At 63.2% G+C, this 16,035-nt stretch carries 13 protein-coding genes; 3 read left to right on the plus strand and 10 right to left on the minus strand.

Features of this window, described 5'->3' with window-relative positions; genetic code table 11:
- Positions 1 to 57: 57 nt before the first annotated feature.
- The 7 genes from AOC05_RS10070 to AOC05_RS10100 all read right to left on the minus strand — a co-directional run bounded on the left by AOC05_RS10070 (position 58) and on the right by AOC05_RS10100 (position 9,057).
- Positions 58 to 1,836 carry a DEAD/DEAH box helicase gene (locus AOC05_RS10070; protein ID WP_062007102.1) on the minus strand — a complete coding sequence of 593 codons (1,779 nt, stop codon included), beginning with the start codon at positions 1,834 to 1,836 and terminating at the stop codon, positions 58 to 60.
- A gap of 93 nt (positions 1,837 to 1,929) precedes the next feature.
- On the minus strand, positions 1,930 to 2,253 hold the full coding sequence (locus tag AOC05_RS10075) for a DUF3039 domain-containing protein (protein ID WP_062007103.1): 324 nt from the start codon (positions 2,251 to 2,253) through the stop codon (positions 1,930 to 1,932).
- Positions 2,254 to 2,402: 149 nt separating this feature from the next.
- Positions 2,403 to 3,185, minus strand: coding sequence for a glucosamine-6-phosphate deaminase (gene nagB / locus AOC05_RS10080; RefSeq protein WP_062007104.1), 783 nt, complete (start codon positions 3,183 to 3,185; stop codon positions 2,403 to 2,405).
- A gap of 166 nt (positions 3,186 to 3,351) precedes the next feature.
- Positions 3,352 to 4,935 (minus strand): hypothetical protein, encoded by a 1,584-nt coding sequence (locus AOC05_RS10085; RefSeq protein ID WP_062007105.1) that lies wholly within the window; start codon positions 4,933 to 4,935, stop codon positions 3,352 to 3,354.
- Entirely contained in the window at positions 4,917 to 5,720 is an 804-nt protein-coding gene (locus tag AOC05_RS10090) for an ABC transporter ATP-binding protein (RefSeq protein WP_062007106.1), read from the minus strand. The genes AOC05_RS10085 and AOC05_RS10090 overlap by 19 nt, the downstream gene beginning before the upstream one ends.
- Positions 5,721 to 5,793: 73 nt before the next feature.
- On the minus strand, positions 5,794 to 6,735 hold the full coding sequence (locus AOC05_RS10095; RefSeq protein ID WP_062007107.1) for a tetratricopeptide repeat protein: 942 nt from the start codon (positions 6,733 to 6,735) through the stop codon (positions 5,794 to 5,796).
- A 72-nt stretch (positions 6,736 to 6,807) separates the two neighbouring features.
- Complete coding sequence (locus tag AOC05_RS10100) at positions 6,808 to 9,057, minus strand: hypothetical protein (protein ID WP_157374958.1); 2,250 nt, start codon at positions 9,055 to 9,057, stop codon at positions 6,808 to 6,810.
- A 427-nt stretch (positions 9,058 to 9,484) separates the two neighbouring features.
- Here AOC05_RS10100 and AOC05_RS10105 point away from each other — a divergent pair, with 427 nt between their 5' ends.
- On the plus strand, positions 9,485 to 10,648 hold the full coding sequence (locus AOC05_RS10105; protein ID WP_062007109.1) for an AI-2E family transporter: 1,164 nt from the start codon (positions 9,485 to 9,487) through the stop codon (positions 10,646 to 10,648).
- On the opposite strand, the gene AOC05_RS10110 is transcribed toward AOC05_RS10105, so the two are convergent.
- Positions 10,645 to 11,436, minus strand: a complete 792-nt coding sequence (locus AOC05_RS10110; protein WP_062007110.1) for an alpha/beta hydrolase — start codon at positions 11,434 to 11,436, stop codon at positions 10,645 to 10,647. The genes AOC05_RS10105 and AOC05_RS10110 overlap by 4 nt on opposite strands.
- Positions 11,437 to 11,446: 10 nt before the next feature.
- Positions 11,447 to 11,773, minus strand: coding sequence for a hypothetical protein (locus AOC05_RS10115; protein WP_062007111.1), 327 nt, complete (start codon positions 11,771 to 11,773; stop codon positions 11,447 to 11,449).
- 105 nt (positions 11,774 to 11,878) lie between these two features.
- Between AOC05_RS10115 and nucS the strand changes: the two genes are divergently transcribed.
- Positions 11,879 to 12,574, plus strand: a complete 696-nt coding sequence (gene nucS, locus AOC05_RS10120; protein WP_062007112.1) for an endonuclease NucS — start codon at positions 11,879 to 11,881, stop codon at positions 12,572 to 12,574.
- A gap of 55 nt (positions 12,575 to 12,629) precedes the next feature.
- The gene (locus tag AOC05_RS10125; protein WP_062007113.1) at positions 12,630 to 13,880 is read left to right on the plus strand and encodes an N-acetylglucosamine-6-phosphate deacetylase; all 1,251 of its coding nucleotides are present in this window, start codon (positions 12,630 to 12,632) and stop codon (positions 13,878 to 13,880) included.
- A 41-nt stretch (positions 13,881 to 13,921) separates the two neighbouring features.
- Here the strand turns inward: AOC05_RS10125 and AOC05_RS10130 are convergent, their stop codons facing one another.
- The gene (locus AOC05_RS10130; RefSeq protein WP_062007114.1) at positions 13,922 to 15,949 is read right to left on the minus strand and encodes an HNH endonuclease signature motif containing protein; all 2,028 of its coding nucleotides are present in this window, start codon (positions 15,947 to 15,949) and stop codon (positions 13,922 to 13,924) included.
- Positions 15,950 to 16,035: the final 86 nt, after the last annotated feature.

Raw genomic sequence — 16,035 nt, forward strand, 5'->3', positions numbered from 1 at the left:
GGCGGGCCGGCCACCCTCGAATCACCACAACGGCCCCCGGGTCTGGACAAACTGGACCTACTTCTTCCCGAGGAACCAGTCCTGGAGCTTCTTCATGCGCTGCTGCAGCTGGGGCTCGTTGGCTTGGGCCACTGCCGGTCCGCCACAGATGCGCCGCAGTTCGCTGTGCACCATGCCGTGTGGCATCCCCGAGCGTGCACTCCACGCGGAGACGTTTTTGGCCAGCTCGTTACGCAAATCCATGAGCATGCGGTGATCCATCACCACAGGTTCCGGCGCTTGCGCATCGCCTGTTGCCGCGCTCTTGCGACGGCGGCGTGACTGCTGGTCGGCCTGACGTTGGCGCAGCAGCACGCCCATCTGTTCGGCGTCGAGCAGACCCGGGATGCCAAGGAAGTCCAGCTCGTCGTCGCTGCCGATTTCCCCGCCGGTGCCGAATTCGCCACCGTCGAACAGCACACGGTCAAAGGAGGCCTGGGACCCTAACGCCTCGAACTTGAATTTCTCCATGGTGTCGGATGCCTTTTCCTCGCGGTTGGCTTCCTCCATCTCGGCGTCTTCCTCCATGAACCCGTCGGGGTCCTTGTCGGGGCGGTCCAGGGCGTGGTCTCGTTCCAACTCAAGCTGGTTGGCCAATTCCATCAGGTTCGGCACCGAAGGCAGGAACACCGACGCTGTTTCGCCGCGCTTTCGGGAACGCACAAAACGCCCGATCGCCTGGGCAAAGAACAGCGGCGTTGCCGTGGAGGTGGCGTACACGCCAACCGCCAGGCGCGGCACGTCGACACCTTCGGTCACCATGCGAACGGCCACCATCCAGCGGGATTCCCCAGCAGAAAACTCGTCGATCTTATCCGAGGCCTTGGCATCGTCGGACAAGATAACGGTCGGTGATTCGCCCGTAATCTTTTTTAGCTGTCCGGCGTAGGCCCGTGCGTCCTCGTGGTCGGTGGCGATGACCAGTCCGCCCGCGTCGGGCACGGCCCGGCGCACTTGCAGGAGACGTTTGTCGGCGGCAGCCAAAACAGCCGGTATCCACTCCCCAGCAGGGTTCAACGCCGTGCGCCACGCCTGCGAGGTGACGTCCTTGGTGACGGGGGCACCCAGGGTGGCCGCCATTTCCTCGCCGGCGCTGGTGCGCCAGCGCATCTCCCCGGAGTAGGCCATGAACATGACGGGTCGGACCACGTGGTCCTTCAACGCCTCGCCATAGCCGTAGGTGTAGTCGGCCTTGGAGCGGCGGATGCCGTCCCGGTCTTCGGCGTACTCCACAAACGGGATGGCGGCAGTGTCTGAACGGAAAGGGGTTCCTGTCAGCGCCAGCCTGCGTACGGCGGGGTCAAACGCCTCACGGATCCCGTCACCCCAGCTCAGCGCGTCGCCGCCGTGGTGGATCTCATCGAGAATGATCAGTGTCCGTGCGGCCTCGGTCTTGGCCCGGTGCAGCAACGGTTTACTCGCGACCTGCGCATAGGTGACTGCCACGCCAATGAAGCCCTTGCCATGCCGGCCGTCGGCGTTCTTAAAGTTCGGGTCAATGGAGATGCCAACTTTCGCGGCGGCATCAGCCCACTGGCGCTTCAGGTGGTCGGTGGGCGTAACGATCGTAATCCGGTTGATGGTGCCGCGAGCTATCAGCTCAGTGGCAACGTGCAGCGCAAAGGTGGTCTTTCCGGCGCCGGGCGTCGCCACGGCCAGAAAGTCCCGCGGGCTCTGCGCAAAGTACTTCGCCATGGCCTCCGTCTGCCAGGCACGCAACTTTTGCGCCGTACCCCAGGCGGCACGATCAGGGTAGGCGGGAGGCAGCGACGGGCCACCAAACAATGTTTCCGTCACGAATTCCCCGCCATCAAATCACTTCTTCCATATGCGCGCCCTCTTGCTGGGCGCGCCAAAATAAGGGCCCGTACAGCGCCCTTGAAACTGCTGTTACTTCTTGGGATTCTTAGGTCCCTTGCCCTTGCCGCCCTCGGGGTTCAAACCCTCGTAAATGGCTTTGCAATCGGGGCACACAGGGAACTTTTTGGGATCGCGGCCCGGCGTCCAGACCTTGCCGCACAGGGCAATCACGGGATCGCCGGTCATGGCTGATTCCATGATCTTTTCCTTGCGCACATAGTGCGAGAAGCGTTCGCTGTCGCCCGGCTCCACCACGGGGCTCAGCTCCGTGCGCTCAATGACAGCAGTGGATCCGCCGGTTTGGCCAGGTCCGTAAAGGGGATCGTTTTCAAAGGGGTCCGGTGGCAAGCTCATGAGAACATTCTAGCCTCTTCGGCGCAACGACTCACCAAGGAACCTGCCGCTGGCAAAAAAGTTCGACGGCGGGGTGCGGGGTTCATCACAACCCCACCCCCGCCGTCGTTCCCTAGAGTCCCTGCCGGACTTCCTTGAGTGCTTGGACTTTAGAGTCCCTGCCAGGCCGGCTTGTTCTCAAACGCGTGGCGGTACGCGGGCGCTCCGCCCAGCTTGGCCGCGGCGGCCTCGTCAATGACGATCGTGGCGCGCGGGTGGAACTGCAGCACGGACGCGGGGCACGATGCCGAGACGGGGCCCTCCACGAAGTCGCGAACGGCGTCGGCCTTCCCGGCACCAAAGGCCACCAGGACCACATGACGGGCATCCATGATGGTGCCCAGGCCCTGGGTCACCACGTGGTGTGGAACCTGTCTTACATTGTCAAAGAAGCGCGCATTGTCCTGGCGAGTCTGCTCGGCCAAGGTCTTGATGCGTGTGCGCGAGGCCAGGGATGAACCCGGCTCGTTGAAACCGATGTGCCCGTTGGTGCCGACACCGAGGATCTGCAAGTCAATTCCGCCGGCTGCCTTGATGGCCGCTTCATAGCTTTCGCAAGCGCCTTGAATATCTTCGGCTGAGCCGTCGGGTCCGTGCACGTTCGCGGCACCGACGTCGACACGGTTGGTGAACTCGCGGCGGATCACCTCCCGGTAGGACTCATAGTGGCCAACAGGCAGGCCCACGTACTCGTCCAGGGCGAAACCGCTGACCTCTTCGAAGCTCAAGCCATCCTGGTCGTGGCGGCGTGCCAGCTCGTCGTAGATGGGCAGCGGGGAGGACCCGGTGGCCAGGCCAAGGACGGCGTTGGGCTTGTTACGCACCAAGGCTTCGATGGCGTCGGCGGCAAGCGCCCCAATTTCCTTGCTGCTCGGGAGGATGATGACCTCCATATAACACGCTTCCTTTCACGGCACCCGGTACGGGTACGTTTGCGACTTCTCGCAGCTAGACTCACACAATGCAACAACGCCCCGTCAACACCCTGCCGGAGACCGGCGGCTGGACAGGGCGCTATTGCCGTGACTTGTTGTTTTCTAGCCCTAACCTTATCCAGTGTCAGCGGTCAACTGAAACGGCGAGCAACAGTTCCGGCCCGCGCTGGTTATATTCCCGCGCACCCCACCGGATTCCCAATGCCACATAGCCGGCGCCGAACACCACTCCGGCCACGAGTGCCAGCCAGCCGAACATCGGCTGCCCGGAGACTGCCGCGATGACGACCAGGACCGCGACAGGCACGCACAGCAGCCCGGCGCCACCAAATCCGGCCAGCTGGACCAGGACTGAGGAAAAGTTGTTGCCGGGTTTGGACTTCATGGGGCTCTCCCCCGGAAGCGGCACATTCATGATGAAGCGTGCGGAAAAGATACTAGCCAGGCCCAGACCTGCACCAGTGGCAACAAACACCAGCCCCAGCGTTGCCGGGAATGCCGCCCAATTGCCTGAGACAACAGCGCCTACCATCGAGAACAGCAGGCCCAGTGGCAGGGCAAGGACAGCGGCCGCCACAACTCGCCCAGACCTGTCAGCCCGGCCGGAAATGCCCGTGGCAAGGTGTAGCGCGAACGCCGTGTTGTCGTAGGAGATGTCAGAGGAGATGCTCCAGGCAATCATGAATGCAGCAAACGCGCCGCCGTAGCCCAGAACCGTACCCATCGAGCCCAGCCCGCCCGCCTGGCTACCGGCAAACACCAGCACCAGCGGCAACAAGGGTGCGATGATCAGCCCGGCACTGTACCGGGGGTCGCGGATCCAGTAGGTCAGGCACCGGGCGGCCACAGCTCCCGTAGGGGTTTGAGGGAACCAAGTAAAGAAGCCCATTTTGCCGGCACCCCGCTGGCTGCCGCCGGCAAACGCGGGCGTGACGAGGGCCTTGGCCAGGCACACTTTCCAGATCCAGGCCAGCGCGGCAATGGTTGCAAGGGCAATGAGGAACTTCAGCCCCGCCGCGCCGTAGGCGCCTTGGGCCACCTCGGCGGGGACGGCCCAGACGGCTCCCAGCGGCGTCCAGGAGAGGGTGTTGGCCAGGGACGGCAGGTATGCCGAGAGGTCGCTGATGCCTGCAGAGACACTGCCAATGATGGGCCCCAATAGCATCAACGGCACCAGCAGGACAATGCCGCTGACATCCTTGAACCTCCTTGAGGACGCCAGGCTGGTGCTGGCTGCGGTGATGGCCCGCGAGGCCACAATGCAGGTCAGCGCCGCCAACGCGCCGCACATCAGGGCCACCACACCCGCTACGGGGTGGCGCCACCAGGAGGCCGCGGTGCCCATCGCGGCCAAGAGTGTCACAGCCCCGGGAATACCGATGAACCCGGACAGTGCCAAACCCACCAGAAGACTTTTCATGGGTATCGCGTAGGTGGTGAAACGGGTAGGGTCCAGGGTCATGTCCAGGCCAGAGGCAACCACGGGGATCACCAGCCAGCCTAGAATCACCGCGGATCCGGCCAGGACCGCCACTGTGCCGATGGTCTGCGCATCGGCGGCGCCCAGGGCGGCGAGCCCCACCAACACCAAGCCCAGCATGCCCAATCCGTATATTCCGGCAATGATGAGCCCCACGATTTGCATGGTGCTGCGCTTGAGCGAGTTGCGCAGGAGCGTGAGTTTGAGTCTTAGGAGCTGCGCAACCATTTCAACCCCGCAGTCTGGTTCCGTCCGCCTACGAGTTCCACGAATTTATCTTCCAGGCTCTGCCCGCCGCGCACAGCCTCCACCGTGCCAGCTGCCAGGACGTGACCGCCGGCAATGACTGCCACATGGTCGCACATGCGCTGGACCAGGTCCATGACGTGGCTGGAAACAATGACGGTGCCGCCGGAGCTGACATAGTCGGTGAGGATGTCACGGATATTTGCCGCGGACACTGGATCCACCGACTCAAAGGGCTCATCCAACACCAGCAGCTTGGGTGCATGGATCATGGCCGCGGCCAGGGCAATCTTCTTGGTCATGCCGGCTGAATAGTCAACCACCAAGGTGCCGGCGTCCTTGGCCAGGTCGAGCACGGCCAGCAGGTCGTGGACACGTTCTGCCACAGTGTCCTTGTCCATGCCGCGCAGCAGCCCGGCATAGCTGACCAGTTGTTCGCCCGTCAGCCGGTCAAACAGGCGCACCCCGTCGGGCAGCAACCCCATCAGCCGTTTAGCTTCCAAGGGGCTGGCCCACACGTCCACCCCGTGCACCCACACCGCCCCGGCATCCGGACGCAACAGTCCCGTGGCCATGGACAAGGAGGTGGTCTTGCCGGCGCCATTGGGCCCGACGAGGGCGTAAAAGGAGCCTGCGGGGACATCCAGGTCGATGCCGTCAACGGCAACTTTGGCGCCAAAATGTTTCCGCAAACCACGGATGGACAGCGCCGGGGGTTTGGTGGAACCGGCCGGGGCATCGAATCTAAGCGGGAAATTCTCGGTCATACTGCCACACTAACAACTGTGACAGCAGCCACCGCCATCCCTAAGGATGACTTTGCCTCGGGGAGCCAAGGGACTAGAACAACGCGCGGGCCAATGCCTGGCGTGCGGTGGAAACCCGCGGGTCACCGACCCCGATGACCTCGAACAGTTCAAGCAGGCGCACCCGGGCCGTTTCACGTTCGGGACCAAAATGCACCGAAATGAACTTCACGATCCGGGCAAAGGCGTCCTCTACATGGCCGCCAGTGACATCCAAATCAGCCACTGCCAGCTGTGCTTCCAGATCGTGCGGATCCCCGGCGGCGCGCGCCCTGCATTCCTGCGCCTGCGCCACATCCAGCTCAGCCGTGCGGCGCATGAGGTGAACCTGTGCCAGCCCAACCTTCGCGTCGGCGTCGTTCGGCTTCTCCGCCAAGGCTTTCTCATACGCTTCCTGTGCGCCAGCCAAATCCCCTGCTTCGATGGCGTCAAAAGCCGCTTGGTGCAGGGGCGGCAGCGGCGGGGCCAGGGCAGCCTCCGGATCCGGGGCACCCCCAAGGTTTCCTGTGACGCCATTGCTGGCGGCCACCTTCAACAGCTCATCCAGCAACGCTTTAACCTGCTCCTCGGGCATGTCGCCCTCGAACAAGGGAACGGGCTGGCCCTTGACCAAGGCCACCACGGTGGGAAGTGAGACGACGCCAAAAGCCGCGGTGATCTGCGGGCTAGCGTCCGCATCAACCCGGCCCAAGGCGATCTTGCCGCCAAAGTCATTCATGAGCCGTTCCAACAGTGCGTTCAGTGATACCGACTGCTGTGAGCGCGCCGATCCCAGCGAGACAACGACAGGCACCTTTTGGGACAGGCCCACAAATTCCTGGAAACTTTGCTCGTTGACGTCAACGGCATATGGTGAACCACCATTCTCGCCCGGCGCCGGTGCCGTGGCACGGTTTTTCAAGGCAGAAAGGTCGACGGCGCCGCGAAGGTTGATCCCGGACGTCGGGCTGGCAGGGACGGAACTGTTTGGACTCATGAACCCACTCTAACTGTGCAGCGCCCGCGAGGATCTACTTCACGCCGCGGGCGAAACTTCATTTGCGGACTGCTACTTGAACGCTGCGCTAATCAAGTCACGCGTCGCGGAGACGATCGTGACCTGGCCGTCGGCGGTCGGCGGGATGTACATCACGACCGGTTCCGCAAAGCCAACCACCACGCCAGTGGCGGACTCCTGCCCACCAGCCAAGGCAGCTGCTGCAGGGCTGGGCACGTTGACTTTGGCATCCTGCTTGGGTGTGGAATCCACGGAGAAGGTGTACCCCACCACCACCATGGCGCCGCCGTCGGCAGTGCGCATGGCAAATGTCAACTTGTCGTCGGCCTTGTGGGTGAACACCACGGTGGCGTCCTTGGAATCCTCCAAAGTCTTGGCCTGATATGCAGCCACATCGGTGGTGTAGACGCTCTCCTTGAAGCTCGCCTTCCACTTGCTGTCGGCCGTGATCAGGCTGTCACTCAATCCGGCCACAGCATCCTTGGGGCTCATCAACAAGCCGGTGGCTGAATCCAAGGGCACGCTGGCGGAGCCTTCCTTGTCCACGGCAGGGAAAGTCTGTCCGGGCAACAACGGGGACGCCGTCACGAGTTTGTATTGTTCGCGCGGACTGTTCTGCACCAGTGTGAGCAACTGCGGCAGGGGGTTGTTCTCGCCCTGGGTCACAAACATCGCCGTCCGCGGCCATGTCAAAGTCGTTGGCACGACCCTGGCCAGCAATCTAGAGCTATTGACAGGCTGCGGCGCAGCTTCGGTGTCCACGGTGGAGCGGATCTTGTAGTTGGCCGCACGGGATGCCAGTGCCAAGCCTGCAACGCGGGAGTCAAGCTCCGTGGCGTTCTTGGCGTTATCTCCCGTGGCCACCGCTGTGGCCACGGAGGTGGCAATACGCTGCACCTGGCTTTCCAACAGCGTCGGAAAACCAGCCTTCTGTGCTTTCGCGGGCGCTGATGCTGTGGCCGACGGCGTGGCGCTGGCTGCCGTTTCGGGAGCCGTGCTGGGGGTGGCGTCCTCGGCTACTGCCGGGCCCATACTGCCTGCCAGCAGGATGGCTGTCAGTGCCGCACCCCACCGTGCCTTCACCGACATGGCCTTCACCGACATGCCCATCATTTTTCCTGGTGTCCTTGCAGGTGGCCCGTCCGTGGCGGGCGGAAGAGAAAATTCAGCCTTCCCGGGGTTCCTAGGCTTCCGCGGCTTCCTGCCGGCGCCTTTCCCCTTGGCGGGGCTGGTGTCGGCGCCTTCGGCCGGTTTGCCCTCCTGGCCGCCACTGGAATCATTGTCAAGGCCAGTGCCGTTCCCGGAGGGGCCGTCGGGCGTGTTGTCGGGGTCATTTTTTGAATCATCTTCCGGGGCATCCGTGCCCTCGGCAGGGGACTCTTCGGCTCCCGCGACCTCGCCGACAACCTCGCCGCTGGCCACCTCCGCAGTTACGGCATCAAAAACACCTGTGGGCAAGGACGCCGCAGCGCCGGGGTGCACCGGCGTATCGTCGCGGTCCGCCCCGGTACTCTCGGGGTCGCTGTGACCGGCAATCGCTTCCCGCTCGGCGCTGTGCAACGCGGAGATGGTGGAGTGCTGGGTCGGTGCGCCGTCGTTGCCAGCATTTTCCTTCGCCGCAACTATCTTTGCCACTGCCATGGCGCCTGTTGCGGGATCCGAGGGAGCCTTGCCTGCCGTACGACGTCCGGCTGTGGCCACCTGTGGCTTGCGCGGGGCAACCCACAGCATCAGGGCCGCCAGCGCGAGCAGCACCGAGCCGATGATCATCAACGGCACCGCCCACGGGGTCGCTGTGTCATTGGTCTTCGTCAGTGAAATATCTGTGGGAGCAGGTGCTGTTCCATCGGAGGAGAGCAAAAGCGCCCAGTCCCCGTGCCCCGGGCTCTCCCACGTGTAGCTGAGTTCACCGGTGGCCTTTTCCTCGCTGACCCACATGTCAGATCCAGCGGGATTGGGAACAGTTTCTGCGCCTGTCTTGCTCTCTGTGGTCAGCGCCGAAAAATCGCCGTTGGCACCGGTCACCGTGGTGTGTGCGGCATCGCCAACCCAGCCGGAAATATCGGCTTGCTGCCCAACGGCCAGCTGGATGGGCCCGGCCGACTTGATGGTCAAGGTGAACTTTCCATCAGCGGTGGCCAGCACTTCCGGAGAGATAACTGTCAGCGGCGCTGCCGCAACAGTGTCACCCACCGTTGCCGTGACAGTGGCAGGGGGTAGCCAAACAGTGCGCTGTCCTATCCCTAATCCCAGAACAAGCAGGCCCAATATAGCCAACACAATTGCAATCTTTGAACGCAAGTACATACCTAACATCGGCGGAAAACTACTTTCATCGTCTCCTCAAGGGTAACCGAATCGTTATCTTTGAGGGTGTTTGAGAGTCAAATCTCACTCTTAGCGATACTTTGTGCTCCTGCCATTTTGTCGGAACCCACGGAAACCCACCCGCCCAAAATGGCTCTTGGTGAGCAAACGCGCTGGTAATGTCAAGTCACCAAGAACGAGCGGGGTCAGATTTTCCGCTCGTGCCACCCGGACACGAAGGCAGCCTTCCTTGAGCTCCCCCCACGAATCAGAAGTACCTGAGCCCGGTACCCCCGTTGTTCCCCCAGACGTGGACTCCGCTACCGACCATGGTGCTGAAGCTGAACGCCCTGCCCTTCCCGTAGTCCCGCAGGAAGCCCCGGAAAGCCCCCCACGCCACGGGCGCTTGCAGTCATGGATCATGGACAAGATCAGGCAACCAGTGCCCGGCGCCCAACCCCGTGTCCGGTTCGACCTCCCCGTTGAAGCCGCAGGTACAACAAGCGGAGCCCCGGAACCCACCGACCATGAACCCGCGGCAGCCGGGAGCATGTTCCGGCACCCTATTTACTTTGGCTTTATGGGTACGGTCGGTGTTGGCATTGCCTTGTTCCTGAGTTACATACTGGCGAACACAGAGTCGCTGCTGCTGTGGATAGTCACTGCGTTGTTCATAGCATTGGGTCTGGATCCAGTGGTGCGCTGGCTGGAACGGCGCAAGGTCCCGCGCCCCCTCGGCATCGTACTGGTCCTGGGTGCACTTCTGGGCCTGGTGGCCATCTTCTTTGCCACGCTGATTCCCACCATCGTTGAGCAGACCACCCAGCTTGTCACCAAAGCTCCGGGATGGATCAACGATTTTCTGAACTCCAACTTCTTCCGGCAGCTGGACGTCGAGTACCACGTGCTGGACACCATCAACGAACAGGTTGCAAAGTTCTTCCAGAACGCCCAGGCAGTGGGTGGCATCTTTGGCGGCGTGTTGGGTGTTGGCACCACCATCGCCAATGCCCTCTTCGGGACCTTGATCGTCCTGGTCCTGAGCCTGTATTTCCTGGCTTCGATGCCCGGCATCAAAAAGTGGGGATACCGCTTGGCGCCGCGCTCACGCCGGGCACGCGTGGAAGAGCTGAGTGAGGAAATCACCCGTGGCGTCGGCAACTACGTGATCGGCCAAGTGTGTGTGGCAGCGCTCAATGCGTCGTTCGCTTTCATCCTCATGACCATTTTGAATGTTCCCTACAGCGTCTTGCTGGCGTTCATTGTCGCCCTGCTGGCGTTCATCCCGTTGGTGGGCGGCATGTTGGCGGCCGTGGTGGTCATTGCGGTGAGCCTGACAGGTGGCTGGCAGACAGCCCTTATCTACGCCATTTGCTACATCGCCTACCTGCAGTTTGAGGCTTACTTTGTGTCGCCGCGTGTCATGCAAAAAGCAGTCGCCGTCCCGGGCGCCGTGGCCGTCATTTCGGTGATTGCCGGTGGCAGTTTGCTCGGTGTCCTGGGCGCCTTGATCGCTATCCCCACCGCCGCAGCAGTGATGTTGTTGGTGCGGGAAGTCTTCATCGCCAGGCAAGACAAGAACTAGGCGGGTAGCACCGCTACCGGGCCCTGCCATTGCACGGGAAGGTCCATGGCGGCCCCCAGCACCGTCGAGGCGATCTCATTTAAGGCACGTGCCGCGTACTTCTCACCCACCCAGAGGTGTTTAGCACCGGCCACAGCCACCAGGTGTGCCTGCGGGATAGCGGCAAAGCGTTCCGCGGCGGCTGCCGGTTGCAGGTAGTCGTCAAATTCGGGCACCAGGACCGTCAGGGGTTTGCCAAGCTCTGCCCACAAGGCCAGGTCGCTGTCACCAGCCCTGTGAAGCGGCGGCGAGAGCAGAACGGCGCCTTCTACTGCCTGCGCCACGGGTGCCAGCGCCCCGTACTTCAAGACCAGCTCGGTACCAAAGGACCAGCCCACCAGCCACCTGTTCGGCAGCCCCCGGTCCACAGCAAATTGCACGGCAGCGGCAACATCCAAACGCTCGGCATCGCCCTCACCGAAGACCCCATCGCTGGTCCCCCTCGGGGAGGTTGTGCCGCGGGTGTTGAAACGCAGTACGGCAATCCCTGCCAGGGCCGGCAACCTGTAGGAGGCCTTCTTGAACACATGCGAGTCCATGAAGCCGCCGTGGGTGGGCAGCGGGTGGAGGGTGATCAACGTGGCCCGCACAACGCCGTCGGCCGGAAGTGCCAGCTCACCGACCAAGGTGAGCCCGTCGGCGGTCCTCAATTCAATGTTCTCCCGATGTGCGGGCAAGATGGTGGATGCCCGGATGGCACTGGGTGTTCCGGGATCGACAAAGTCAAGGGATGCAGGGTCAAAAGCCATGCCTTCAACCCTATCTGTACCGGTAGCTGCGCGTGCGCCAGCAGTTACTGTGCCAGTGCCTGCGCTCCCGCAATCCGGCTTCGGCCCCAAACATGGCATCTTCTTGCCACACCACTACGTGGGCCACGCCCGGGACCACGGAGCGGTGGCACCCCGGGCAGGTGTAGACCTTTTGCGCATTCTGGGCTGTGATGGTCCGTACCGCCCACTCCCCGTCGGGTGCGGATTCGCGCTGGGGAATGCCAAGCCGAGCCCGCTCCAGCTCAGGCTCCGGCTCGGCAGCGTTCCCTCCTGAAAAGGAGGTACGACGGCGGCGCGGATGGTTTGAGCGGGGCATCGTTCCATTGTGCCGCACCGGTCAGCCCGCGGCGAACCTGGGTAACTATCCCCGCGATGACCAGTGGCGAACCAAGCGCTCCGCCCAGCGGCTAAAGTGGGAGGCGTGCGTTTAGTGATTGCCAAGTGCTCCGTCGACTACGTCGGACGCCTCAAAGCCCATCTTCCCCTGGCCGTTCGCCTCTTAGTTCTTAAGGCCGACGGTTCTGTTCTTGTCCACTCCGACGGCGGCTCCTACAAGCCGTTGAACTGGATGAGCCCACCGGCCAACATGCGGACCCTCAGCCCCGACGACGTCGATCTTGAGACCGGCGTCGTCGAGCAGTGGATAGTGCAATCTGCCAAGACCGACGACCGACTGATCATCAACATCTACGAACACATCAGCGACTCCAGCCATGACCTTGGCGTGGATCCGGGCCTGATCAAGGACGGTGTGGAGGCCGATCTGCAACGCCTGCTGGCCGCCCAGATTGACCTGTTGGGCGATGGCTACACCTTAATCCGCCGTGAGTACTTCACGGCGATCGGCCCCGTGGACATTCTGGCCAGGGACGCCAAGGGCGCCACGGTAGCCATCGAGCTAAAGCGCCGCGGCGACATCGACGGCGTGGAGCAGCTCACCCGGTACCTGGAGCTGCTCAACCGGGACCCGCTACTGGCACCGGTGCGCGGCATCTTTGCCGCCCAACAGATCAAACCGCAGGCACGGGTTTTGGCCACCGACAGGGGAATTGAGTGCAAAACCCTTGATTACGACGCCATGCGCGGCGTCGATGACAGCGAGACACGCCTGTTCTAGCGGCTGCGCACCCTGGTCAAGCCCCGCAGGGCAGGATTTGGCTAGACTTACTGCCATGACGCAATCCCATGACACCGCCGCGCACCTGCCTATCAAACAACTGATTCACGGTTCCATCGTCACTGATCATGGGGTGATTGAAGGCGGCTTGCTGGCCATTGCCGGCGACCGCATTGTCTATGCCGGCCGCGCCGACCATTTTGACGACCCGGACTTTGAGGCGGCCGACGTCGATGCCGCCAACGTTTTCGCCGTCCCAGCCGGACATAGGATCATTCCCGGACTCGTTGACGTACACAATCACGGCGGAAACGGCGGGGACTTCCCCAGCGGCAACGAGTCGTCGGCCCGCACCGCCGTGGAGTTCTTGCACCGTGCTGGAACCACCACCCTGCTGGCAAGTATGGTTACGGCCTCGCCCGAAGACCTCCTCAACGGCATCCGCCTCTACGCCCGGTTGACCGAGGAAGGTTTGCTGGCCGGCATCCATTTGGAAGGACCTTTCCTCTCCCACACTCGTTGCGGCGCCCAGAACCCGGCTTTCCTCCTGGAACCCGACCTTGAACTGGCAGCAGCCCTCATCGAGGCGGGCCAAGGGCACATCTGCACCATGACGTACGCCCCGGAACTGCCCGGTGCTGCCGATCTCGTGGATCTGCTCACCGCCCACGGGATAACCCCGTCAGTTGGCCACACCGATTGCGACACCATCACGGCGTCAGAGTCCCTTGACCAGGCCCGTGAAGGTTTGGATTCCACCGGGTTCGATGGAATCTCCGGACGGCCGACTGTCACCCACCTGTTCAACGGCATGCCTCCCATGCACCACCGCTCCCCCGGCCCGGTGGCCGCCTGTTTGCGGGCAGCCAAGGCCGGTCACGCCGCCGTCGAACTCGTCGCCGACAACACCCACCTTGACCCGGAAACCGTCAAGACCGTATTCGCGCTGGTGGGTGCCGAGAACATCCTGCTGGTCACGGACTCCATGGCCGCTGCCGGGCTGGCCGACGGCCAATACATGCTGGGGCCCTCCCCCGTCACCGTCAAGGACGGCGTGGCGACGCTGGACGCCACCGGCTCGATTGCTGGCGGGACGGCCACATTGCTGGATGTGGTGCGGCGCACAGTGGGTGCCGGAGTCAAGTTCACCGACGCCCTGCACTCGGCAACTGTTGTCCCGGCAGGGGTGCTGGGGCTGACCGACGAGGTTGGTTCGTTGCGCCGTGGGCTGCGCGCTGACGCCTTGATAGTGGACGGCGATTTGGTGCTCAAGCGTGTCATGCGCGCCGGGGAGTGGCTTAGCTAGTCCCCTCCCGTGGTGAGTGAGCCTGGCGGGTTCTGGTGGTCTTAGTTGGTGGGGTTTTGTGTGCGGGGGATGCCGTGGTTGAGGCGGACGGTCCAGGCGCCTTGGTGTGTGAGGGTGTGGTGGGGGCCGCAGAGTGGTGCGGCGTTGTTGATGTTGCTTTCCCCGCCTTCGTACCAGGGCAGGATGTGGTGGGCTTCGGTCCAGGTTCCGGGTTTGGTGCAGTCGGGGAAGGTGCAGCCGAGGTCGCGGGCGAGCAGGATTTTGCGTTGTGGGGTGGTGAAGAGGCGTTGGGTGCGGCCGACGTTGAGGATCTCGCTGCCGTCGCCGAGGATGGTGCCGGTGATGTCGGCGTCGCAGAGGGTTTCGGCGAAGGCTGCTAGGGGTTGTGGGCCGCTGTAGGGGGCTAGTGCGATGCCCAGGGGTTCCCCGGCGGTGTTCTTGCGTTCGAGTTCGGTTTGGGTGGTGCTGATGAATACTTGGGGTCTGAGGCCGCCGGTGATCGGGAGTAGGCCGGTGCGGGCGGCGAGTTTGAGGCAGTCGATGAGCCCGTCGAGGAGTTTTTGTCCGTGGGTGCGTCGGTCGGTTACGGCTGGGTCGGTGGAGTGTGGATCGATGGGGTCTAGGCCGGGTAGGTCTTCTTCGCTGCCGGGTTCGGGCACGCTGGTGCCATTGAGTAGGTGTGGCCACGGACGGGCACCACGGTCCTGGGTGGTGTCAGGTCCGCCAGGGTTGTCAGGGCCGCCGCCGTTGTCAGGTCCGCCAGGGTTGTTGGGTGGGTGGTGGGGTGCGTGGATCGTGGACCAGTCCTTGTTGTCATTGATGGTGGGTTCCCACCCGGTGGTGAAGGGCTCCTGACTGCCGGGGCATGCCCATGCCGGGGCCGGGCCCTGCGAGGGTGGCGGCCAGCTCTCCGGGCCCATGCCGCCAACACCACCACCAGCACCACCAGAGTTGCCGGTGCCAGCATCAGCACCAGCGCCGTTGTCTGCGTCTGTGCCCGTGTTTGTGTTGAGGTTGGTGCGGATGAAGTCCGTGATGTCTATTTGTCCCGGTAGTGGCGGTTCCGGGGCGGGTGTGTGGCTGCCTGTGCCACCGCTGGTTCCTGCGGCACCATTGTCGGTTTCTGTGACGTCGTTGGTTCCGTCGGGGTTGATGTTGTTGATGGGTGTGTGTTGGTTGGGGTTGGTGGCGGAGTCGATGCTGGCCAGCATGGTTTCGTATTGCAGGATGGTGAGATGGCCGTCGAAGCCGACCAGTCCGCGGCGGGGGCGGCGGAAGAAGATGCCTTGCTTGGCTAATAGTTCACCCTCGGTGGGGCGTTGCCCGTCGGGGTTTAGCAGGTTCACCGCTTGTAGGCCCAGGGGGCGTAGGAAGTCTGGGGGCTCTACCAGGGCGTAGCTGGTGAGGGTTTCCTCCAGTTCCCGGTCTGTGCCTTCCGGGATCTGGCCGGCTTGGGCTAGGTGGGTGGCTTCGTCGGTGAAGGAAGAGATGATCAGTGCCTGCTCGAGTGAGACGTCTCCGGCAAAGAATGCTGCTGCGAGCACCGGCTGTGTCGGGGCTGTGATGGTGCCGGTCAAACCATCGGTGGCGGGCAGGAGGTGCTCGGCTAGGCGGAGCCGGCGGTGGGCTTCGCCCCGGCCCAGTTTCAAGGAGCTGGTCAGTAGCTCTGCCGGGGTCCGGAAGCCGTCTTTGTCGTACCGGCCGGCCCGGACCCGGTCCGCGAGGTCCGCGGCGGCCTGCACCCCCAGCCCGGCCAGGAGCCGGGAGAGATGTTCGAGGGTTTGTGCCCAATCCATGGACTCGGTATCGCTGAGCGCACCCAACTCCAACCCGAACGGGGCCCGCCCGACCCCCGAGGACCCCTCAGCCATGCTGGCAGGAGCGGTGGCAGGCGCAGTGGCAGGGCCAGTGCTTGCAGGAGCCGTGGCAGGGCCAGTGCCTGCAAAGCTCGGGGTGGCCGTTCGGGCTAGGGCCGTGGCAAGGGCCAGTAATTGGTGGATGTGCCCACCAATACCAGTGCCGCTACCTGTGGATCCGGGATAACCCGGCCTCCCTGCCGTTGCTTCCATACCCCTAGCTTTACCGGCACCCACCGACACTATTAGAAGATTAATACCAGAAAGTGGACAACTACCCACAATTACTAGCATGTGGA

The organism is Arthrobacter alpinus (assembly GCF_001294625.1).
GTDB classification, from domain to species: domain Bacteria; phylum Actinomycetota; class Actinomycetes; order Actinomycetales; family Micrococcaceae; genus Specibacter; species Specibacter alpinus_A.

Bases quoted from the DNA above. Each gene is read 5' to 3' on its own strand.
- AOC05_RS10075 (WP_062007103.1), bottom strand. From the start codon at position 2,253: ATGAGCTTGCCACCGGACCCCTTTGAAAACGATCCCCTTTACGGACCT.
- nagB (WP_062007104.1), bottom strand. From the start codon at position 3,185: ATGGAGGTCATCATCCTCCCGAGCAGCAAGGAAATTGGGGCGCTTGCC.
- AOC05_RS10085 (WP_062007105.1), bottom strand. From the start codon at position 4,935: ATGGTTGCGCAGCTCCTAAGACTCAAACTCACGCTCCTGCGCAACTCG.
- AOC05_RS10090 (WP_062007106.1), bottom strand. From the start codon at position 5,720: ATGACCGAGAATTTCCCGCTTAGATTCGATGCCCCGGCCGGTTCCACC.
- AOC05_RS10095 (WP_062007107.1), bottom strand. From the start codon at position 6,735: ATGAGTCCAAACAGTTCCGTCCCTGCCAGCCCGACGTCCGGGATCAAC.
- AOC05_RS10105 (WP_062007109.1), top strand. From the start codon at position 9,485: ATGGACAAGATCAGGCAACCAGTGCCCGGCGCCCAACCCCGTGTCCGG.
- AOC05_RS10110 (WP_062007110.1), bottom strand. From the start codon at position 11,436: ATGGCTTTTGACCCTGCATCCCTTGACTTTGTCGATCCCGGAACACCC.
- AOC05_RS10115 (WP_062007111.1), bottom strand. From the start codon at position 11,773: ATGCCCCGCTCAAACCATCCGCGCCGCCGTCGTACCTCCTTTTCAGGA.
- AOC05_RS10125 (WP_062007113.1), top strand. From the start codon at position 12,630: ATGACGCAATCCCATGACACCGCCGCGCACCTGCCTATCAAACAACTG.
- AOC05_RS10130 (WP_062007114.1), bottom strand. From the start codon at position 15,949: ATGGAAGCAACGGCAGGGAGGCCGGGTTATCCCGGATCCACAGGTAGC.